At 38.8% G+C, this 22235-nt stretch carries 17 protein-coding genes and 2 pseudogenes; 10 read left to right on the forward strand and 9 right to left on the reverse strand.

Annotation, left to right across the window (positions count from 1 at the left end):
• Positions 1-4: 4 nt before the first annotated feature.
• Positions 5-1579: a TonB-dependent receptor gene (locus tag FNT16_RS20745; protein ID WP_246072404.1), complete on the forward strand. Its 1575-nt coding sequence runs from the start codon at positions 5-7 to the stop codon at positions 1577-1579.
• 70 nt (positions 1580-1649) lie between these two features.
• Here FNT16_RS20745 and mnmE read toward each other — a convergent pair whose 3' ends face one another.
• From mnmE to rpmH, 5 genes are all read right to left on the reverse strand, one after another.
• Positions 1650-3014: a tRNA uridine-5-carboxymethylaminomethyl(34) synthesis GTPase MnmE gene (mnmE, locus tag FNT16_RS06425; protein WP_143870771.1), complete on the reverse strand. Its 1365-nt coding sequence runs from the start codon at positions 3012-3014 to the stop codon at positions 1650-1652.
• A gap of 96 nt (positions 3015-3110) precedes the next feature.
• Entirely contained in the window at positions 3111-4736 is a 1626-nt protein-coding gene (gene yidC / locus FNT16_RS06430) for a membrane protein insertase YidC (RefSeq protein WP_143870772.1), read from the reverse strand.
• Between the two features lie 6 nt (positions 4737-4742).
• Positions 4743-5006, reverse strand: a complete 264-nt coding sequence (gene yidD, locus FNT16_RS06435; RefSeq protein WP_143870774.1) for a membrane protein insertion efficiency factor YidD — start codon at positions 5004-5006, stop codon at positions 4743-4745.
• A complete protein-coding gene (gene rnpA / locus FNT16_RS06440) occupies positions 4973-5332 on the reverse strand; it encodes a ribonuclease P protein component (RefSeq protein ID WP_143870776.1) in 360 nt (119 codons plus the stop codon). The genes yidD and rnpA overlap by 34 nt, the downstream gene beginning before the upstream one ends.
• A gap of 9 nt (positions 5333-5341) precedes the next feature.
• Entirely contained in the window at positions 5342-5476 is a 135-nt protein-coding gene (gene rpmH, locus FNT16_RS06445) for a 50S ribosomal protein L34 (RefSeq protein WP_143870777.1), read from the reverse strand.
• Positions 5477-5882: 406 nt separating this feature from the next.
• Here rpmH and dnaA point away from each other — a divergent pair, with 406 nt between their 5' ends.
• The 5 genes from dnaA (at position 5883) to FNT16_RS06470 (ending at position 13684) form a co-directional block, all read left to right on the forward strand.
• Positions 5883-7226: a chromosomal replication initiator protein DnaA gene (dnaA, locus tag FNT16_RS06450; RefSeq protein ID WP_425456701.1), complete on the forward strand. Its 1344-nt coding sequence runs from the start codon at positions 5883-5885 to the stop codon at positions 7224-7226.
• 18 nt (positions 7227-7244) lie between these two features.
• Positions 7245-8348 carry a DNA polymerase III subunit beta gene (gene dnaN / locus FNT16_RS06455; RefSeq protein WP_143870780.1) on the forward strand — a complete coding sequence of 368 codons (1104 nt, stop codon included), beginning with the start codon at positions 7245-7247 and terminating at the stop codon, positions 8346-8348.
• 12 nt (positions 8349-8360) lie between these two features.
• Complete coding sequence (gene recF, locus FNT16_RS06460) at positions 8361-9467, forward strand: DNA replication/repair protein RecF (protein WP_143870782.1); 1107 nt, start codon at positions 8361-8363, stop codon at positions 9465-9467.
• 12 nt (positions 9468-9479) lie between these two features.
• Positions 9480-11891, forward strand: coding sequence for a DNA topoisomerase (ATP-hydrolyzing) subunit B (gyrB, locus tag FNT16_RS06465; RefSeq protein WP_143870784.1), 2412 nt, complete (start codon positions 9480-9482; stop codon positions 11889-11891).
• A gap of 239 nt (positions 11892-12130) precedes the next feature.
• Complete coding sequence (locus FNT16_RS06470; protein WP_143870785.1) at positions 12131-13684, forward strand: methyl-accepting chemotaxis protein; 1554 nt, start codon at positions 12131-12133, stop codon at positions 13682-13684.
• 22 nt (positions 13685-13706) lie between these two features.
• Here FNT16_RS06470 and recQ read toward each other — a convergent pair.
• The 4 genes and pseudogenes from recQ to FNT16_RS06490 form a co-directional block, all read right to left on the reverse strand.
• Positions 13707-15511: pseudogene (gene recQ / locus FNT16_RS06475) on the reverse strand (DNA helicase RecQ).
• A gap of 46 nt (positions 15512-15557) precedes the next feature.
• Complete coding sequence (locus tag FNT16_RS06480; protein ID WP_143870787.1) at positions 15558-16133, reverse strand: glutathione peroxidase; 576 nt, start codon at positions 16131-16133, stop codon at positions 15558-15560.
• A gap of 56 nt (positions 16134-16189) precedes the next feature.
• Complete coding sequence (locus FNT16_RS06485; protein WP_246072408.1) at positions 16190-16660, reverse strand: hypothetical protein; 471 nt, start codon at positions 16658-16660, stop codon at positions 16190-16192.
• A 16-nt stretch (positions 16661-16676) separates the two neighbouring features.
• On the reverse strand, positions 16677-19421 hold the full coding sequence (locus tag FNT16_RS06490; RefSeq protein ID WP_143870789.1) for an ATP-binding protein: 2745 nt from the start codon (positions 19419-19421) through the stop codon (positions 16677-16679).
• Between the two features lie 251 nt (positions 19422-19672).
• Between FNT16_RS06490 and ubiD the strand changes: the two are divergent.
• From ubiD to FNT16_RS21120, 4 genes and pseudogenes are all read left to right on the forward strand, one after another.
• A pseudogene (gene ubiD / locus FNT16_RS06495) lies at positions 19673-21149 on the forward strand (4-hydroxy-3-polyprenylbenzoate decarboxylase).
• Positions 21146-21436, forward strand: coding sequence for a 2Fe-2S iron-sulfur cluster-binding protein (locus FNT16_RS06500; protein ID WP_246072410.1), 291 nt, complete (start codon positions 21146-21148; stop codon positions 21434-21436). Before ubiD ends, FNT16_RS06500 begins: the two are co-directional and overlap by 4 nt.
• Complete coding sequence (locus tag FNT16_RS21115; protein ID WP_425456694.1) at positions 21433-21810, forward strand: FAD-binding oxidoreductase; 378 nt, start codon at positions 21433-21435, stop codon at positions 21808-21810. The genes FNT16_RS06500 and FNT16_RS21115 overlap by 4 nt, the downstream gene beginning before the upstream one ends.
• Positions 21804-22133 (forward strand): hypothetical protein, encoded by a 330-nt coding sequence (locus FNT16_RS21120; protein WP_425456702.1) that lies wholly within the window; start codon positions 21804-21806, stop codon positions 22131-22133. Before FNT16_RS21115 ends, FNT16_RS21120 begins: the two co-directional genes overlap by 7 nt.
• Positions 22134-22235 lie beyond the last annotated feature (102 nt).

Genomic DNA, 22235 nt, shown 5'->3' on the forward strand with positions numbered 1-22235 from the left:
TGATTTGGCTTTTACCAAGAGTAAAGCTAAAGCAAGAGGCTTTATTCTGGATTTAGGTTTTTTTGCGGATGAAATCACTTACGATTTTTCTAAAGACGGTAGTGGTATTTCGGATGTTGATATTCGTAAAGCCGATGGTTCTGGTTATGACATGACTGACTTAGATCAATATGAACTATTTACCTATTTTGATAACCGAAGTGAACAAGAAGGTGAAGAAATAGCTTGGAGTCTAGACGCCAGTTATTTTGTTGATTTAGGATTTATATACAAAGTTGATTTTGGTACACGTTTAAGTGAACGCACAGCCTTTAATCAAGAGGCTGACACAGGCGGGCGAGGTAATATCTCAGGTGCGCGAATCCCACTAACGGATTTTTCAGGATTAGAAGATTATACACCTGAAAATTATATGGAGGGTGTTGCAGAGCTCAATAATACTCAATGGTTAACACCAAATGCTGACTATTTGCTGCGAAATCGAGCAGATATTCGCCAAGCTATGGGCTATAGCCGAGACGAACCAGAATTTATTCCGGGCAAATTTTATGATAACTCAGAGAATAATTACGCACTTTATGTAAAAGCTAACTTAGAAACTGAAATTGCTGGCATGTTACTAGATGGTCATTTTGGTACGCGGATAGTGCGTTTAAACTCAAGTTTTAGCGGTAATCTGACTACATATCAAAATGACGTTGAAATTAACACGCCGGTTGATGAAAATTCAGGCACAACGGAAGTATTACCGAGTCTAAGTTTAAGACTGAGTTTATCGGATGATTTGTATCTACGTACAGCGTATGGCAAAACAATTACGCGTCCGGGATTTGCTGATTTAAACCCTGCTGTCGTTTACGATAAATTTAGTGAAACGTCCGTTATTAGAACTGGGTCAGGTGGTAATCCTTATTTAAACTCAACTGAATCGACAAATTATGATGTATCTTTAGAGTGGTATTTTGCTGAAGGTGGATCCGTGACAGCTGCAACATTTTATCGTGAGATAGAAGGGTATATTCAGCGCTACGCTTCACCAGAGGAGTTTCAAGGTGAGACCTATTTTGTTACACGGCCACAAAATACCTCTGGCGGTTCGTTAGAAGGGATTGAAGTCACTTATACTCAGTTCTTTGAGCAATTGCCGGGTGCTTTGTCTGGTTTAGGTATCCAGTTAAATGGTACATTTATGGACGGAGAGACTGAAAACTTAGCGGGCGAATTGGAACCACTCATCCATGTATCTGATGAATCTTACAATGGTGTGTTATTGTATGAATTGGGCAGTTTATCCGCACGCCTAGCATATAATTGGCGCAGTGACTGGGTATCTGACTATAATGCAGTGGGTGAGCAGCCAGGAACCGCTATTGTGAATACGCCTATTGATTCATTGGATTTTGCAATTAACTATGACGTTAATGAGAATTTAACCGTTTCTGTAGAAGGGACTAATTTAACGGATTCCTATTCTAAAAATTATTTTGGTGGCAGTGCTCCTGCAGATGAATACTTATACCCAAGAGATACTATATTAAGAGATAGAACCTTTTCAGTTGGTATTCGTTTTAGAATGTAATTGCCTATTACACTCAGCGACTAAAAGACATTTTAGTCGCTGAGTTCTCTTTAAAATAAAGAATAAAAATTTACTTACCGATACAAAAACTACTGAATATTCTGCCCAATAAATCATCACTGCTAAATTCACCGGTTATTTCATTTAGGTGCTGCTGTGCAAGGCGTAACTCTTCTGCTAATAATTCACCCGCATGCATTTCTTGCAACTGGTATTTACCATTTTTTAATTGTTCCATCGCTCTGTTAAGTGCATCTATATGGCGACGGCGCGCTAAAAATTGCCCTTCAGTTGAGGCTTGATAACCCATTATTTTTTTCAAGTGTTCCGTTAACACTTCGATGCCACTGCCGGTTTTTGCAGATAATCGAATAATCGGGTAGGGCGCCGCATCTTCAAAACCAATTGTTTCATTGCTTTGATCTGCTTTATTGCGCACCACGGTAACGCCAACGGATTTTGGCCCTAACCGCTGAAAAAACTCTGGCCAATCTTGTTCAACTGCATGTTTACTTTCAGTGCTATCAACCATTAATAAGATGCGATCGGCTTTTTCAATTTCTGCCCACGCGCGCTCAATGCCTATTTGTTCGACTTCATCAGGGCTGTCGCGTAAGCCTGCTGTATCAATTATATGCAAAGGCATACCATCGATGTGAATATGCTCAGTTAACACATCCCGTGTCGTACCCGCGATATTGGTCACTATGGCGGTTTCTTTACCGGCTAAAGCATTCAACAAGCTAGATTTACCGGCGTTTGGTTTACCTGCAATTACAACGCGCATACCATCTTTTAACAGCGCACCTTGTTGTGCTTTTTGCATAACTTGCTGGGTATTGTCGATAATTGTTAATAAGTCTTTTTCAATCTTTCCATCAGATAAAAAGTCGACTTCTTCTTCAGGAAAATCTATTGCGGCTTCAACGTAAATTCGAAGGTGGATAATTTCTTCAGATAAAGCGTGTACTTGTTTGGAAAATTCGCCTTGTAAGGTTTGTAATGCGCAGCGCGCTGCTTGCTCAGAAGAAGATTCGATTAAATCGGCTATCGCTTCTGCTTGTGCTAAGTCTAATTTGTCATTTAAAAATGCGCGCTCTGAAAACTCACCCGGATTGGCTAAACGCACACCTTTAATTGCCACGACTTGTTGTAGTAAAAGGTCAAGAATAATGGGGCCACCATGTCCTTGAAACTCAACAATGTCTTCACCGGTAAATGAGTTTGGTCCTTTAAAAAAGATGACAATCCCTTGGTCGATAACCTGTCCGGCATTGTCATAAAATTTAAGATACTCGGCTTTTCTGGCGGTTAATTTTTTATGCACAATTTGCTGACATACCCATTCCGCTAATTGACCTGATACTCTAATGATGCCTACACCACCGCGACCCGGTGGTGTAGCGATGGCGGCGATGGTATCTTGATTCAACATTTTTATGACCTTCAATAATTTTTACGGGCAAACAGGATAAATAAAAAACGGGTCGTAAGACCCGCTTTTTTGTGTAAGTTTAAAAGCCTTTAAGCTTTATTTTAAACCTTTTTTCTCGATTGATTTATTAATCATCAACATTTGAACAATAGAGATAATGTTACTGACTAACCAATATAATACTAAACCTGACGGGAACCACAGGAAGAAAAAGGTAAAGGCAATTGGCATGTACTGGAATATCTTTTGCTGTACCGGGTCTTGAATAGGCGTCGGTTGTAATTTTTGCATCACAAACATACTGACACCCATTAAAATAGGTAATACGTAATAAGGGTCTTGTTGAGATAAATCATGTATCCACAACGCAAACTCAGCATGGCGTAATTCGACACTTTCTACAAATACCCAATATAATGCTAAGAAAATAGGCATTTGGAACAAAATAGGTAAACACCCCCCCATAGGGTTTACTTTTTCTTTGCGGTATAGCTCCATCATGGCTTGTGAGAATTTTTGTTTGTCTTCACCATAACGGTTTTTAAGCTCAGTTAGTTTAGGTTGTAACTGTCGCAACTTGGCCATTGAGGTGTATTGTTTTTTAGTTAAACCATACATCAAACCTTTCACAATAATGGTGATTAAAATAATCGCTACACCCCAGTTACCGACTAATTCATGCAAAAATTTAAGTAGATGGAATAAAGGTTTAGAGATAAAAAATAAAATTCCGTAATCAATTGTTAGATCAAGATTGTCAGCGAGCTCAGCGAGTTTTTCCTGATCTTTTGGTCCGGCATATAAAGTTGTGGATAAGGTTTCAGTTGCGCCTGGCGCTATTTGGACCGGTTCACCTTTGTAACGAATCAGTGCTTTGCCACCAGAAAGTGCTTTGGTTGAAATATCGATTTGCTCTTCTGCTGAAGGTACAAAAGCCGTCACAAAGTAGTGCTCAATCATGGCAACCCAACCGCCAATACTATGCATATTGATGTTTTTATCTGCTATGTCACCAAAATCTACTTTCTCATACGCTTCATCGTTTGTTGAATACGCTGCGCCGTGATAAGTCGGCATCATCATTGAACTTGAAGCTTGCGCTGATTGTTGTTTTAACTGAGCGAATAACTGTACATTCTTAACACGGTCAGATTGGTTCATTACATCAAAACGAATTTCAACTTTATGTTCGCCGCGTGTGAAAACAAACGTTTTTTGTACTAATACACCATCTTTACTCAAAAACGTTAATGGAACTTCTAATGTATCGCCTGATAGCGTGTACGTATCCGCAGAAGCTCTGTATAAAGGTCGACCAGTTGAGCTCGCATCCGGTCCATTTGCACCGGTTAAACCCGACTGAGCATGGAAAAGTTGGCCACCTTGTTCAACTAACAACTCATAAGGGTCGCTGCCGTCTTTTTCTTTGGCATAGGTCAACAAATCTAATTGTGTGATATCACCGCCCAATAGATTTATTTTGGTTTTGATTACATCTGTTGTAACCGTAATAAATTTAGTACCAGAACTGGCCGATTCAATGGCTTCAGCTTGGCTACCAACAGGCACATCAGAAGAAGCTTGTGATAAGTTATTTTCACCAGCTTCACTGTATGTGGGTGGAGTAACTGTTTGTGGTGCATTGTCGACTTGCCATTGTTGCCACAATAAAAAAGTGACTAAAGCTAAGCCAATCAATAGAAAACTTCTTTGCGATTCCATAGATCTCTATTTCTCTTTGGTTTTTGGTTTTGGGACGGGATCATATCCGCCAGGCGAAAATGGGTGACATTTTATAACGCGTTTCGCAGTTAACCAACAGCCAATACGCAATCCGTGCGAATTAATTGCGTTTAATGCGTAATTTGAGCATGTTGGTTGAAAACGGCAGCGAGGACCTAACAAAGGACTGATTACAATTTGGTAAAAATGGATAATAGCCAATAAAGGCCAACGCACTATTTTTTTATATAACGCTGGATTTTTTTCCATGTGTAACTCAGTTCATGTCGAAGCATTTCGTTATCTGCAGATGATATACCTTGTTTGGCTATAAATACCATATCGATTGCCGGTAAATCTGCATGCGTTAACCGAAAGTGTTCTCTGACAACTCTTTTGATTTTATTTCTTTGGGTTGCGAACTTTGCTTTTTTCTTAGAAATGGTAAATCCGAGCCGGGCATAACCTAACGAGTTATTGGCTGCAAGAATAGTGTAATAACGACAGGAAAACTTTTTAGGTTTAGCGTCAAAAACGCCTTGGAAGTCGGCGGGAGTTAGTAATCTATACTCCCGCTTATAAGGGCAAGCCTTCACGAAAGACTATTAAGCACTTAAAACTTTACGTCCTTTAGCACGACGACGAGCTAAAATCTGACGACCACTTTTAGTAGCCATACGCGCACGGAAACCGTGATTACGCTTACGCTTTAAGTTGCTTGGTTGAAATGTACGTTTCATTGCAATATTTCCGATTAATCGTTATGTGCCAAAGACACGAGACCTTTAAAGGGGCGCGAACTATAGCAAATAACTATTTATTAGACAAGTATTAAGATGCTTTATGTATAAGTTTATTATTTTAACTGCTTTATCCACAATTATGACTTTTGATATAGCTTAATTTAGTCAATATCGCGGCCCCTATGACAAAATAGTATTAAAATAAATATACTTTTAAAACAACGTGTTATCTTTTGTTTTGCGAAACTACATAGTTTCATGATTTGTCAATATTGAACTTGTGGATAAAATCTGGTGAGATCCCTTTCCATTTTTCAACTAACGGAGAAACGCCTTGAGCGACTCACTCTGGCAGGCTTGCTTAGAAACATTACAACGTGAACTGCCATCACAACAATATAACATGTGGGTTCGACCTTTACAGGTTCAGGCTATTAACCAAGATCTAGTGTTGTATGCACCTAATAAGTTTGTTTTAGATTGGGTGCGAGATAAATATGCTGATCGTATAAACGAATTATTAAAAGAAATGGCTGGGGATAAAAGCCCTAACCTAAAAATGGAAGTGGGTTCAAAACCTGTCGCGCCGATTGCTAATCCTAAATTAGAATTGGGGAATAAACCACAAGGCCAAGCGGTTGGACAGAATAATCACCCGTTAAATAATGGTTTTGCCCCGCAGCGGAGTAACAATGTAGCGCATCTTGGGCAAACACCACCCAGCTTACGCTCTAATTTACGCGAAAATTATACCTTTGATAATTTTGTTGAAGGTAAATCAAACCAATTGGCTCGAGCCGCAGCTACTCAGGTTGCAGATAATCCAGGCACTGCGTTTAATCCATTGTTTTTATATGGCAGTACGGGTTTAGGTAAAACCCACTTAATGCATGCTGTGGGTAATGAGATCCGCGAACGCAATCCAGATGCAAAAGTTGTTTACATGCATTCAGAGCGATTTGTGCAAGATATGGTAAAAGCAATTCAAACTAACTCAATTGAAGAATGGAAACGTCACTATCGTTCTGTTGATGCTTTATTAATTGATGATATTCAATTTTTCGCGGGTAAAGAGCGTTCACAAGAAGAGTTTTTCCACACATTTAATGCTTTGTTAGAAGGGAACCATCAGGTTATTTTAACCAGCGATAGATATCCGAAAGAAATTGAAGGCGTTGAAGAGCGGCTTAAATCTAGATTTGGTTGGGGTTTAACGATTATTATTGAGCCGCCTGAACTTGAAACCCGAGTCGCTATTTTGATGAAAAAAGCGCAAGAATCGAATTTTGATTTACCGCATGAAGTTGCATTTTTTATTGCAAAACGATTGCGCTCAAATGTGCGAGATTTAGAAGGTGCGTTAAATCGGGTTATCGCCAATGCGAATTTTACCGGCAAAGCAGTTACCATTGATTTTGCTAAAGAAGCCTTGCGCGATATGCTCGCATTACAAGAAAAACTCGTTACAATAGATAACATACAAAAAACAGTTGCTGAGTACTATAAAATAAAATTGGTTGATATGTCTTCAAAAAGTCGAAGCCGTAGCGTTGCCCGACCCAGACAAATTGCCATGGCTTTAGCAAAGGAATTAACAAATCATAGCTTGCCTGAAATCGGGGCTGCGTTTGGTGGGCGTGACCATACAACTGTGTTACATGCATGCCGAAAAGTTAACGACCTTAGAGAAGAAAATCACGATATAAAAGAAGATTTTTCTAACTTGGTCAGAACACTTTCTTCGTAAAAATTGGATAATAACAATATGAAATTTTCAGTTAGCCGAGAAGATATTTTAAAGCCCTTACAACTTGCTACGGGTACAGTAGAAAGACGACATACATTACCTATTTTATCTAATGTGTTATTAGAAATAAGTGATGGTGTTTTGTCTATTACAGGGACAGACTTAGAAGTCGAACTTGTCGCTTCAGTCGAGTTAGTACAAGCTTCCGATGACGGTCAAATAACAGTACCGGCGAAAAAGCTATTTGATATTTGTAAAGGCCTAAGTGATTCAGCGCTAATTGAATTTTCGTTAGAAGAATCTAAATTAAAGATTAAATCTGGTAGAAGTAAGTATTCACTTTCAACTTTACCATCAAAAGATTTCCCTAATTTAGAAGAGTGGAGTAGTGAGATTAATTTCGCGATTCACCAAAGCGATTTGAAAAATATGATTGATCGCACGTCTTTTTCTATGGCAAACCAAGACGTTCGTTATTACCTAAATGGTATGTCGATGGAAACTCAGGGTAATCAAATTCGTTGTGTTACAACGGATGGACATCGACTCGCTTTAGCTCGATTAGAGCTTAAAAATGAATCACTAGAAGAAAGTCAGGTTATCATCCCTAGAAAAGGGGTGACTGAAATAAGCCGTTTAATAGAAGATACTGATGACAATGTTTATATTTCTATTGGCAGTAACCATATTCGCTTAAGTTCAAGTTCATTCGTTTTTACCAGTAAGTTAGTCGACGGCCGTTTTCCTGATTATCGTCGCGTCTTGCCTAAAGGCGGCGATAAAGAAATTATCGCTGATAAAAGTTACATTAAACAAGCTTTTGCGCGTGCGGCTATTTTATCCAATGAAAAGTTTCGGGGTGTACGCTTAAATTTATCTTCGGGTGAATTAACGATTACCGCCACTAACCCTGAGCAAGAAGTTGCAGAAGAAGTCGTTGAAGTTAATTACCAAGGTGATGATTTAGAGATTGGCTTTAATGTTGCGTATATTATCGATGTATTGAATGCTTTGGAATCGGATGAAGTGAAAATTACGTTAGGCGATGCCAATAGCAGTGCGTTAATCGAAGATAACAAAGATGATGCTGCAATATATGTTGTTATGCCAATGAGGTTGTAACCTTCCCATTATATGTACATATCAAAACTCGCGATTCATCAGGTGCGGAACATTTCTAGCATGGAGATTAAACCGCACCCATATTGCAACATTATTGTTGGTGAAAATGGTAGCGGGAAATCTTCTATACTGGAAGCAATTCATGTTTTGGGTTTTGGTCGTTCTTTTAGAAAATCTAAAATCGCTGAACTTATTCAGTTTGGTTGTAGCGAGTTAACGGTATTCGCTACTGCAGATATTGAAACAAGTATAGATTTGATAGAGAGTAGCCGTTTTGGTATAAGAAAGTCGAAAACGGGTGAAAGTGAAATAAGAATACAAGGCAATAAAGCGAGACGTTTAAGTCAGCTTTCTAGTCAGTTTCCTATTATTAGTTTTACATCGGATAGTTTGGATTTAATAGATGCGGGTCCATCGATTAGAAGACGTTTCATTGATTGGCTCGTGTTTCACGTGAAACGTGATATTGAAGTGGCCGCTATTTATCGAGATTTTGACAAGGTATTAGAGCAAAGAAACGAAGCGCTAAAAAAAGGCAAACGGCAAGAAATTCGAGTTTGGGATCCGAAACTGATTGAGCTAAATTATCAAATTGCTCAGATGCGTTCAGAAATTATCGAACAGTTAAACTCTGAGATGCAGGGGTATTATCCAAAGATAGAAAGCAAATTTTCTGAGGTAAAAAGCCAACTTCAATACAAGCAGGGGTGGAACTCAGATTTAGATTACGCGCTATTGTTAGATAATAATCTTGATATGGATATAAGACGCAAGTCTACTTCGGCTGGTAGTCATCGCGATGATATATATTTTACTTTAGATGAAAAGCCAGTAAAAAATATTCTCTCCAGAGGGGAGAGTAAAAGATTTGTATTAGCTTTACTGCTATCCGCTGAAAGGCTAATAGATAAAGCTAATGATAAAAATTGCATTTGGATATTTGACGATATAGCTGCTGAGTTAGATTTAGAATCATTAAAACGCACTTTCTCAGTCAGCCATGATTTAAAGAACCAAATGTTTTTTACTTGTATAGAAAAAGATTTACCTCTAATTCAGCAAGTAATAGATTATGAACATGCCGTGTTTCACGTGAAACATGGGCAACTTGTTAACTAATAAGGTTAAAAAATGTCAGAATATGATTCGTCGTCGATAAAAGTCTTAAAAGGCTTAGATGCGGTAAGAAAAAGACCGGGCATGTATATTGGTGATACAGACGATGGTACGGGTCTGCATCATATGGTATTCGAAGTTGTTGATAACAGTATAGATGAAGCTCTTGCCGGACATTGTAAAGATATATTGGTAACCATTCATTCAGATGGATCCGTCTCTGTACGTGATGATGGTCGTGGTATACCAACAGAAATACATGAAGAAGAAGGCGTTTCTGCTGCTGAAGTTATCATGACGGTATTGCACGCGGGCGGTAAATTTGATGACAATTCTTATAAGGTATCAGGTGGTTTACACGGTGTCGGTGTTTCTGTTGTAAACGCTTTATCAGATGACTTACAACTTACCATTCGTCGTGGTGGTAAGGTTCACCAACAAAAATTTAAATTGGGTGATCCTGTCAAACCATTAGAGGTGATTGGCGAAACAGAAGGTACTGGTACAGAAATTCGTTTTTGGCCGTCACCTACCATTTTTACAAATACCTTGTTTCACTATGATATTTTAGCTAAAAGATTGCGTGAACTTAGCTTCTTGAACTCAGGTATCTCCATAAAACTGACAGATGAGAGAGATGGAAAAAATGACCACTTTAGATATGAAGGTGGTATTCAGGCATTTGTTGAGTATTTAAATCGCAACAAAACGCCTATTCATAAGGGCGTGTTTCACTTTGTAACAGAACGCGAAGATGGCATAACCGTCGAAGTTTCTTGTCAGTGGAATGATGGATTTCAGGAAAACATTTACTGTTTTACCAACAATATTCCACAAAGAGATGGCGGCACGCATTTAGCAGGTTTCAGAGCAGCGTTAACTAGAACTTTAAATACCTTTATGGAAAAGGAAGGTATCTCTAAAAAAGCGAAGGTCGCAACGACGGGCGATGATTCTCGTGAAGGTTTAACCGCGGTTGTTTCGGTGAAAGTGCCGGATCCAAAATTTTCTTCACAGACAAAAGACAAGCTTGTTTCTTCTGAAGTGAAAAGCGCCGTTGAACAATCAATGGCTGAAAAATTGAACGAGTTTTTGTTAGAAAACCCTGCAGACGTTAAATCGATTGTAAGCAAAATAATGGACGCTGCACGTGCACGTGAAGCGGCTCGAAAAGCGCGTGAAATGACGCGTCGAAAAGGCGCTTTAGATATTGCAGGTTTACCAGGTAAACTCGCCGATTGTCAGGAAAAAGACCCGGGTCTATCTGAACTATATATAGTGGAGGGTGATTCTGCAGGCGGTTCAGCTAAACAGGGTCGTAACCGAAAAAACCAAGCTATTCTGCCATTAAAAGGTAAAATCCTAAATGTTGAAAAAGCGCGCTTTGATAAGATGTTGTCTTCACAAGAAGTGGGTACATTAATTACAGCACTTGGTTGTGGTATTGGTCGTGATGAATATGATCCAGACAAACTAAGATATCATTCAATCATATTAATGACGGATGCTGACGTAGATGGTTCGCATATTCGAACGTTGTTATTAACTTTTTTCTATCGTCAAATGCCAGAAATAATTGAAAGAGGGCATATTTTTATTGCTCAGCCTCCTTTGTATAAGGTTAAAAAAGGTAAACAAGAGCAATATTTAAAAGACGAAATTGCATATGAAGCTTACTTAACAAACCTAGCATTGGATGGTGCTAGTTTGCATGTGAACCAAGATGCTCCTGCGATATCCGGTTCTGCATTAGAGCAAATTGTGGTTGATTACCAAACCTCCGAACACATTATTGATAGATTATCCCGTACTTATAATAATGCCCTGATAAATGAGCTTAAATATGCAGATTTTTTAACAGAAGAAAATATTAAAGATAAAACTTTTGTAGAGCAGTGGGCAAATGAAGTCGGTGAAAAGCTTGAATCAAGTCGCGATGGAAGCTCCATTTTTGAGCATGAAGTTGTACTAGATAGTGAGACGCAAAGCTATATACCTGTGTTTAATGTACGAACGCATGGTGTTGATCATGTTTATAAACTTGATTTGGAGTTTATCAAGTCGTCGGATTATAAGTTGATTTCTACAACAGGCAAAACCATTAGCAACTTAGTAGAAGATGGTGCTTATATTAAGCGTGGCGAGCGAGTATACCCAATTACTAAATTTGAAGATGGTTTAGATTGGTTGATAAAAGAGTCTAAAAAAGGTTTATACATCCAACGTTATAAAGGTTTGGGTGAGATGAATGCAGACCAGCTTTGGGAAACAACGATGGATCCGAATAGTCGTCGTATGCTTAAAGTAACAATTGAAGACGCTATCGGTGCTGATCAATTATTCTCAACTTTAATGGGTGACCAAGTAGAGCCACGACGTGAGTTTATTGAACGTAACGCTCTGAATGTTGCAAATCTAGACGTTTAGTTTGAAAACTAAATGCGAATAGATAAATTAAATGAAAGCAGCTACGGCTGCTTTTATTGTTTTTAGTGCATAAAAACTAGTTGTCGTAACCGTTGTAAGTGTTAACTTACTGGGTATATGGCAATTGAATATTAGGTTATTGATCTAAATTAATAATTTACTATATTCTATATAAACCAAAGCTGTGTATTTTTGGTCTCAGATCTAAGTCACACTCATTATAATTTTATGGAGAAAGCATGAAACGAAATCTTCAAACTATAAACGAAGAAATCAAATTTAATGAAAATGAAGAACTCGTTTCAACAACGGATTTAAGAGGGGTTATTACATACGCAAATGAAGCATTCATACGCGTTAGCGGGTTTTCTAAAGATGAATTAATTGGACATAATCACAACATTGTCAGACATCCTGACATGCCAGCTCAAGCTTTTAAAGACTTATGGGAAAAACTGAAAAATGCACGATCATGGCGTGGCATCGTTAAAAACCGCCGTAAGGATGGCCGGTACTATTGGGTAGATGCATATGTGACACCTATTTTTAAAAATGGAGAAATTGTTGGTTACCAATCGGTACGCACGCGTCCTGAAGAAGCGTATAAAAGTAAAGCGATTCAACTTTATAGTAAGTTAACTCAAGGCAAACGCATTGAGCCTTTTATGCCTTCTTTTAGCAGTAAGCTAATACTTGCTGCAATACTGTTGTTTGCTCAGTTTATTTATCTGTTTATGGTTGCAGGGATAGCCGTCGCATTCACATCTTTAATTCCCATTGCCTTTCTATTGTGGTTGTTTAGCCATGAGCTTTGGACCATACCGGCTGAGGCTGAAAAAATTAAAACCGATTACGATAGTGTCAGCCGCTATATATATAGTGGTACGGGCAGCCATTCGTTTTTTGAATTTAGTCAGCTATTACTCAAAGCAAAAAACCGCACTGTGATTGGTCGTTTTGCTGATTTAATTGGCAATCTGAATTTAGTTTCCGCCAGGTTAAGTGAGAGTATATCTTTAGCCAGTAACAACAGTCGTAAACAAAAACATGAATTAACGCAGGTTGCTACTGCTGTCAATGAAATGTCAGCGACTGCGGTTGATATTGCTAAAAATACCTCTCAAACATCTGAACAGGTTCGTTTTACACATCAGTTATGCAGTGACGCGACGACACAGATGAATAATACTTCGTCCGGTATGAATACTTTATCTCATAGCGTAAAACTTGCTGCTGAATCGGCAGGTGAGTTAAAAGAGCAAGCTATGAAGGTACAAAAGGTAATGGATGAAATTACTGGTATCGCAGAACAAACTAACTTATTAGCTTTAAATGCGGCCATTGAATCAGCTAGAGCAGGCGAGCAAGGAAGGGGATTTTCTGTTGTTGCCGACGAAGTGCGTGCTCTGTCTAGCAGAACTCAGCAATCCGCTTTTTCAATTAAAAGCAGCATTGAATCTATGCATTTGACGATTGAAAAATGGATGGTCACGATGCAATCAAATCAACAACAGGCTTCTGACTGCAATGTCGCTGCTATGGGGGCGAGTAAAACCGTTGGCGAAATCAGTAACTTAGTAAACCAGATTTCTGATTTATCGGTGCAAATTGCAACTGCTGCTGAACAGCAAGGTAGTGTTTCAGAAGAAATAAATCGGAACATTCAAAGTATTGATTTATTGTCGGACGAAAACCTAGTGAATGCACAAACGTTAGAACAGGATGCCGAAGAGCTACTAAATATGACTGACTATATTAAAGATGTCAGTCAGACATTTAACGTGAATAGTTGATGTTGAAAAACAGTCACCTCGGTTAATCAAAACGATTTATATAATTGATTATTTCAGTTAAAAATGCCTGACCATATTTTTCTAATTTCCGTTTACCAACACCACTAACCAGCAACATTTGTTGGTTAGTATCTGGTTGCAATAGACACATATCGACCAGCGTTGCATCATTAAATATGATGTAGGGTGGTACATCCATTTCATCAGCCAGTCTCTTTCTGACTTTTCTTAGACGCTCAAATAAACGTTTGTCATACTCTTGTTTGAGATGCGGTTTAGTTTCTTTTGTTATTTCTGCAGACTTGTTAATTTGGGGGAGTGCTAGTTGCAAGCTGGTTTCACTGCGTAAAACTGGTCGAGCCGCTTCCGTTAGTTTTAGGTGCGCATTATCGGTAATATCAATCCTAATTAATCCTAAGTGAACTAGCTGGCGTAAAATACTTAACCAATATTCCTGGCTATGACTTTTACCGATACCATAAACGGACAGTTCGTTATGTTTATATTCGCGCACTCTCTGTGTATTTGCGCCTCGTAATACATCGATCACGTGATTAAAGCCAGAGGATTGTCCAATACGATAGATAGCGGATAAAGCTTTTTGAGCATCTAACAAACCATCATATTTTTTAGGGGGTTTAAGCAAATATCACAGTTGTTGCACGCTTTATCTTTTTGTTCTCCGAAGTAATTAAGCAATACCAGACGCCGACATGTTTCGCTTTCAGCAAGTGCTGTCATCGATGCAAACTTATGACTTTCAACTTCAGCGCGTTGTATATTTTCGTTTTGATTTATCATCCAGCGAACTCGGTCTGCATCAGCGTATTCGTATAATAAAATGGCTTCACTATCCAAGCCATCTCGCCCGGCACGACCCGTCTCTTGGTAATAGTTTTCTATTGATCTGGGAATATCATAATGTATGACGTAGCGCACATCGGGTTTATTGATACCCATGCCAAAGGCAACGGTTGCCACGATAATCTCAAGGTCATCTTTGAGCCAGGCTCCTTGTGCCCAGTTTCTTTCATCTAGCGTTAGACCGGCATGGTAGGCGGCACTTCTGAAGTTGTGCCTTTGTAAGTACTCATTTACCTCTTCTACGCGTTTGCGTGACGTACAATAAACAATACCCGACTGATTTTTCTTTTGCTTTATATATTGTTCTAGTTGTGACAGCGGTCTGAATTTTTCCTGCTGAATATACCGTATGTTGGGGCGGTCAAAACTACCTACATAGTGATATGCTTCGGATAAACCCAGTAACTGAATGATATCGTTTTGCGTGGCCGCATCGGCTGTTGCAGTTAATGCAATTATCGGGGAACGCGGAAACTGTTGCTTCAAAATACCCAGTTGTGCATAGTCAGGTCTAAAGTCATGACCCCATTGAGAAACACAATGCGCCTCATCAATAGCGATTAGGCTTGGTGGAAAATTTGATATCTTATCTAAGAAGTGACTTTGTAATAACTTTTCCGGTGCGATATATAAAATTTTCAATTCGCCATGATTAAGTTGCGTGAGGATGTCCTCTTGCTGGGCAAAATTCAGCGTTGAATTTAAATAAGCAGCCGACACGCCTAAAGCATCTAATTGTTCTACTTGATCTTGCATTAGGGCAATCAGTGGTGAAATAACGATTGCGTAGCCTGGCAACGCGAGTGCGGGTATTTGATAACAGAGTGATTTTCCGCTGCCGGTTGGCATTATGGTTAGACAATCGCGGCCAGCTAAAAGCTGCTTTATTACTTCTTCTTGCCCGGCTCTAAACTGAGCATAGCCAAAAACAGAACTTAATATAGTGTTTGGGTGAGTAGACAAAAACGGCTCCTATTTTTTGAAGCCGTTATTCTAACGTAAAGCGGGATTATTGTGCAGTTTTGTCTTGCACGAGCAGCGATTGAATATCTTTTTCCAACTCGCTATTCATCGGTTTTGTTTTAGAAGAATAAACGTCTATAACTTTACCATTGGCTGATACTAGGTATTTATAAAAATTCCACTTGGGCGAGGTATCAGACTGAGATATTAACTTTTTATAAAATGCATTTGCATCACTACCTCTGACAGGGGAGGTGTTCAACATGGTGAAAGTTACACCGTAATTAATATAACAAACTTCTGCTGTTTCCTTTGCATCATCATGTTCTTGAAAAAAATCATCAGAGGGAAAGCCAACCACTTCTAAACCTTGTGCTTTATATTTTTGATATAAAGCCTCTAGTTCTTTAAATTGAGGGGTAAATCCGCATTTACTCGCTGTATTTACAACCAATAGAGTTTTTCCTGCAAAAGCTTGGCAAAAATCTATGGCTTTGGTTGTGTGTAGTTTTGTTGCTGAATAGTTTAATAAATCATTACATTGTTGAGCCCATATGGGTGTACTGGTCAAACCAAAAATAAACAAACAGCTTGTGATTAACGATTTTGTGTTAAATTTCATGAGTTAGATTTTCCTTACTTTGGTAACTGTATTTACGTGTTGCACAACAAACTTGTTCAATCTTGTCGAATAAAATAAGCAACTGGTACCGAAAAATATTCAGCGAACGCTTGCATATGGTTTATCGTTAATTTGCGTTTTCCATTGACCAGTTCAGAGATTATGCTTTGTGGTAAAATATGCGCTAAATCCTTTTGTTTTGTAGAGTGGACTTTCATCAATTCAGCTAATATTTGATTTGCTGTTTTGTGTTGATTAGATTGATACATCTCTATATTGTCGATCAACTTATCAAGCACCACGGCAAGTAATTCATTGTACTCGACGGATAATTCACTCAACGATTCTAACAATAACAAGGATTGTGAAAGTTGTTGTTCGTTACAAATAGACCGCTGACTTAAATAAATAATTTCACAAATGATTTCTGCGTCCTGATAATTTTTACAAGTTACCGGTTTGAGCGCTTTCTCAAATTTTTCAATATCTGTCAGACTCTTGTTTGAAATGTTCTGTCGTTGCTCCACAAATAAAACCTCCTGCTTACGATGTTGTATCTAGGTATGTATGATTTATCTTTGGTGAAGATAGTATTTGCAATAACGTATGATGGAGTTTATTGACTTCGAAAGGTTTTGGAATATGCGCGCGCATACCGACGGCAAAGCAGGCTTGTTTGTCTTCAACCGAGACATTGGCTGTCATCGCGACAACAGGAACATCGATACCATTTGGCATTTGAGATATTAATTTAGTTGCTTGCAGACCATCCATTTCAGGCATTTGTATATCCATGAGGATTAAGTCGAAACTGCAATTTTCAACTGCTTTTACAGCTTCTAGCCCATTGTTTGCCAGCGTTATGTCAGCACCTAATGATTCGATATGAAATGCGATAATTTGTTGATTAATTTCATTGTCTTCAGCAATTAACACCAACGCACCTTCTAATATATTTTTTAAGTGTTGTTCTGCATTTCTGAGTGTTTGTACTTGTTTATTTTCTTCACTAACAGCGTTTTTAAGCGTTAGCTGACAGGTAAATTTAGTGCCCAATCCAAGCTGGCTCTCGCAAAAGATTGAGCCCTTCATTAACTCGATTAAGGTTTTGCTTATTGCCAAGCCTAAACCTGAACCACCATATTTTCGAGTTACTGAAGAGTCTGCTTGTGTGAAAGAATCAAAAATATGTAAAACACGCGTATCTTCTATCCCGATCCCTGTATCTATTACTTCGAATATCAACAAGTTTTGTTGTTCATTTTCGATATCTTTTTCGTTTCTAATGCTAAGCGTGACACCACCACTTTCAGTAAACTTTAAAGCGTTACTACATAAGTTAGAAACAACCTGCTGTAGCCTGTGTTCGTCGCCGAGTAACCAGTCTGAACCGTTACCTTTATAGTTTACTTTAAAAGTTAAACCTTTTAATTCTGCCTGACTTTCAAACATGTTTTGGGTTTTCAGCATGAGCTTTCGTATTGAAAAGGGCGCGATTTCTAATTCAATTTTACCTGTCTCAATTTTAGACACATCAAGAATATCGCTGATTAAACTCAACAAGGTTTTGGAGGCAACTTTTTGTTTGTTGAGTAGTTCTGTTTGCTGGTTATCGAGATTGCTTTTGCTTAACATTTCGGCGATGCCCAATATGGCATTTAATGGAGTGCGCAGTTCATGGCTCATATTCGCTAAAAAATAGGTTTTCTGCACGGTTGCTTGCTCTGCCTTTAATTTTGCACGATTGAGCTCTTTAGTTTTTATTTTAACTTGCCGTGCAATTGAGTTATGGCTGCTGGTTAGCCATAAAATAAAAGTTTGCAGCATAATGGTTAGCACCACACCGACGACTAGAATTAACCAGCTACTCCAATCTTTTTTGGCAATAATTTCTGAGCTACTTGCTGATATATTTAATAGCCAATGTTGATCCATTACTTTTATCGTGTGAGTCGAAACAATATCTGTATTTACGTTTTTGTTTTTTTCGAATAAAACAATACCGTCATTGGTTGTCAGGTTAACCGAATAGTTAAAGCTACGGTTGGCCAGTAAGTTTTTGGCTAATACATTTTGTAGCAAAGTTTCTGATTCAATAACTAACACGATATGGCTTTCTGCTAGCTCAGTAGCAAACGTGTTTGTCACAATAACTGGGCTAAAGATTAAGAATGCGGGCTTGTTCTGTTTTGATTGAAATAAGGTTAATGGTTCAGTAATGGTCGGCTTGTTAAGTTTCTCTGCTCGGACTAATGCGGTTGCTCTGAGCTGTTCCGAGCCAATATCCAAACCGAGTGCGTTTGACTTTAAATGTTCAGGATAAATATAGGTAATCGGGTAAAAATCGGGTAATAGCGAATAATCAATGGTTTTAATTGAAAACGAACTATTTTCTTTCAGCATAGCATCAAGATAAGCCTGCTTTTCGGTGCGTGGAATTTTGGGCACCCAAGAGGTTGCAAACAAAGAATCATCAGGTTGCACGACTATCGAGGAAAATTTAATAAACTCTTCTTCTTCTATTTTATGCGAGCTGGCAAAGAATGCGGAATAAGTTCGAGCATAAGCTTGATAGCGCGATATTTCATACTCTAACGCTTGTGCTACTCTTAAACTGTCTTGCAGTAGATGCTGGCGAGCGACCCGATTTTGCTCAGCTCTATTAAATGCAAAAACAATGATGACCAGTGAAAATACCATAATTGATGGTGCAATCACCTGAAAAATTTTATGCCTTAAGCGCAACTTATAACGATATGCAATCACTAAGCATATTGGCGCAACAAATAGAGTGCCCAACATGTCGCCAACCCACCAAGTCACCCAAGTAAATATCACATCCTGTTTATTTATATAAGAAAAGCTTAAAAGCGATAGTGAACCAACTGATGCCGAAACTAAACAGGATAATGGCCCCGCTTTAAGTAAAAAGCGTCTGATACGAGAGATAGAAAGGAGCCATTGTTCAGATATAATTTGTTTAGCTAATAAATAATATCCAAACAACGCTTGCAGACTCGCGCCTACACCTAATAAAAAAGCAAAAGCAAAGGCATTGATCGAATAGCTATCAACAACCGTTAAATTAGCCAACATTGAACCAAATAATATGCCAGGTAATACTTTAGGTGACCAGACTAGGGTAAGTGCAAGTGCAATCCCAGCAGCGGGCCAGATTGCGCTTGCAAAACCAGGAGGAATAGCTAGCATTAAACCTAATTGTGCTGTGGTAAAATAAAGCGCTAAAACAATTAGGTTGTATAAAATTATTTCAGATTTTTCAGGCATATAATCTTAGTGTTTTTGAATTTAGAAGCTAGGTTGTGTGTTTAACAGTAAAAGCTTAAGACAAAAGCACTATATTCGCACGGTTAATCACAGATTAAATCTGATTTTTTTATCAGGTTATTCTTAATCAATTATATTGAACACAAAAAAATGCTACAAACATGGCTAAATGACGAGATTTGACTGTAGCCGCACAGTGTAACCATTCTCTCCTTTGTTTTTGAACAAGGATAAAACAAAAAGACTTAATTATGCAGTATAAAGATTTAAGAGATTTTATTGAGCAACTTGAAAAAAAAGGTTTGCTCAAGCGTATTAAACAACCCGTATCGACCTATTTAGAAATGACAGAAATCAGTGATAGGGTGCTGCGAGCAGAAGGTCCTGCGCTTTTGTTTGAAAATCCGGTTGGCTTTGATATGCCCGTTTTAACCAACTTATTTGGTACCACAGAGCGTGTAGCCATGGGCATGGGGCAGGATTCAGTGGCATCATTAAGAGAGGTAGGGCAATTACTGGCTTTACTAAAAGAACCTGAACCACCAACCGGATTTAAAGACGCGTTTGCTAAATTGCCTATCTACAAACAAGTGTTAAATATGGCACCTAAAAAATTGCGCAAAGCAGACTGTCAACAAGTCGTGTTTACGGGCGATGATGTGGATTTGTCGAAATTACCTATTCAGCACTGCTGGCCGGGGACGCTGCTCCACTGATTACTTGGGGTTAACCGTTACTAAAGGGCCACATAAGAAGCGTCAGAATTTAGGTATTTATCGTCAACAAGTATTGGCAAAAAACAAAGTGATTATGCGCTGGTTATCACATCGAGGAGGCGCATTAGATTTTCAGGAATGGCAACAGCAATATCCCGGGAAGAAATATCCAGTGGCGGTTGCATTAGGTGCCGATCCTGCAACCATTCTTGGTGCGGTTACCCCCGTCCCGGATACATTGTCAGAGTATGCGTTTGCTGGTTTATTAAGAGGTCGTAATACTGAGGTTGTCGATTGTATCAGTTGTGATTTACAAGTCCCTGCGAGTGCGGAAATTGTATTAGAAGGTTATATTGAACCGGGGGAAATGGCCGAAGAAGGGCCGTACGGAGATCACACCGGATATTATAACGAAACGGATATGTTTCCGGTGTTTACAGTCACGCATATTACACAGCGCAAAAATGCAATTTATCACAGCACTTATACCGGACGGCCGCCGGATGAACCCGCCATTTTAGGCGTTGCTTTAAATGAAGTTTTTGTGCCGATTTTGCAAAAGCAATTTCCGGAAATTGTAGACTTCTACCTACCGCCGGAAGGTTGTTCTTATCGTTTGGCGATAGTGACAATTAAAAAGCAATATGCAGGACACGCAAAGCGCGTCATGATGGGAGTATGGTCGTTTTTAAGACAGTTTATGTACACCAAGTTTGTGATCGTTTGCGATCACGATGTCAATGCTCGTGACTGGCAAGATGTTATTTGGGCTATCACAACGAGAATGGATCCTAGCAGAGATACAACATTGATCGAAAACACACCGATTGATTATTTGGATTTCGCATCACCGGTATCGGGATTAGGTTCAAAGATGGGCATGGATGCCACCAACAAATGGCCGGGAGAAACAAACCGGGAGTGGGGTACGCAGATTAATATGAGTGCTGAAGTGAAAACGAAAGTGGATGAAATTTGGGATTCGCTGGACATAATGCCTAAAACAGAATGATGCAATCGTATACGGTAACCATACTACCCAGTGGAATTAAATTTACGGTTGAGCCGCTAGAAACCATAGTGGAGGCGGCACTTCGGCAAAATATTGATTATCCATACAGCTGCTTGCAGGGCACCTGCACCAGCTGTATTTGTAAGTTGCGCTGCGGACGGGTAAGCTATGGTGATTTACCTTATATATTCACAGATGAAGAGAAAAAAAGCGGTTTGACCTACGCGTGCATCGCTTACCCTTTGTCTGACTTAGAAATAGAAATTACATACCAGGATAGCGAATGACACATTTTGAGTGCGAAGTTAAAGAAATTAATCCGTTAACAGAGTTTGTTAACCAAGTTATTTTGCAACCAAAAACCGAAATATCTTTTATTGCTGGGCAGTATATTGAATTGGTTTTATCTGAAAATGATAAACGACCTTTCTCTATTGCTAACACGCCATTGAATAAGCGGCTCATTGAATTGCAAATAGGTGCCGCAGAGCAAGATAATTATACATCAGCAGCCATGGAGCATTTGCGAAATAATAAAACTGTGACTTTAAAGGGCCCGAGTGGTAAGGCAGGTCTACGTTATGACAGTCATTCACCCATCATTCTATTGGCGGGGGAACGGGCTTTAGTTATGTTAAATCCATTGCTGAAACACTGTTAGCGGAGAACTTACATCAACCTGTCTTTCTGTATTGGGGATTGCGCAATGAAGATGCTGCATACCAGTTAAATGAGTGGCAGAACAAGCAGAATGAGCACTTTAAATTTATCCCCGTCATTGAAAATCCATCAAGTGATTGGCAAGGTCGACAGGGTAATGTTATTGATGCTGTTTTAGCTGATTTCACTTCATTACATGATTATCAGATTTATTGTGCAGGTCGCTTCGAAATGGTTGGTAAAGCCAGAAAAGCCTTTTTAGAACAAGGATTACAAAAAGACAAAATGTTTGCTGATGCTTTTGCATTTATGGATCTAGATTAAAATAAAGTTTAGATTTTTGTTTAGCTGGATTTACAGTTCACCTGCTAACTGTAAACTTTTCGCTAAAGTAAGACGGTTTAAGTTAGAAAAAACATTATCCAA

It is taken from the genome of Catenovulum sediminis, assembly GCF_007289895.1.
GTDB classification, from domain to species: Bacteria; Pseudomonadota; Gammaproteobacteria; order Enterobacterales; family Alteromonadaceae; genus Catenovulum; species Catenovulum sediminis.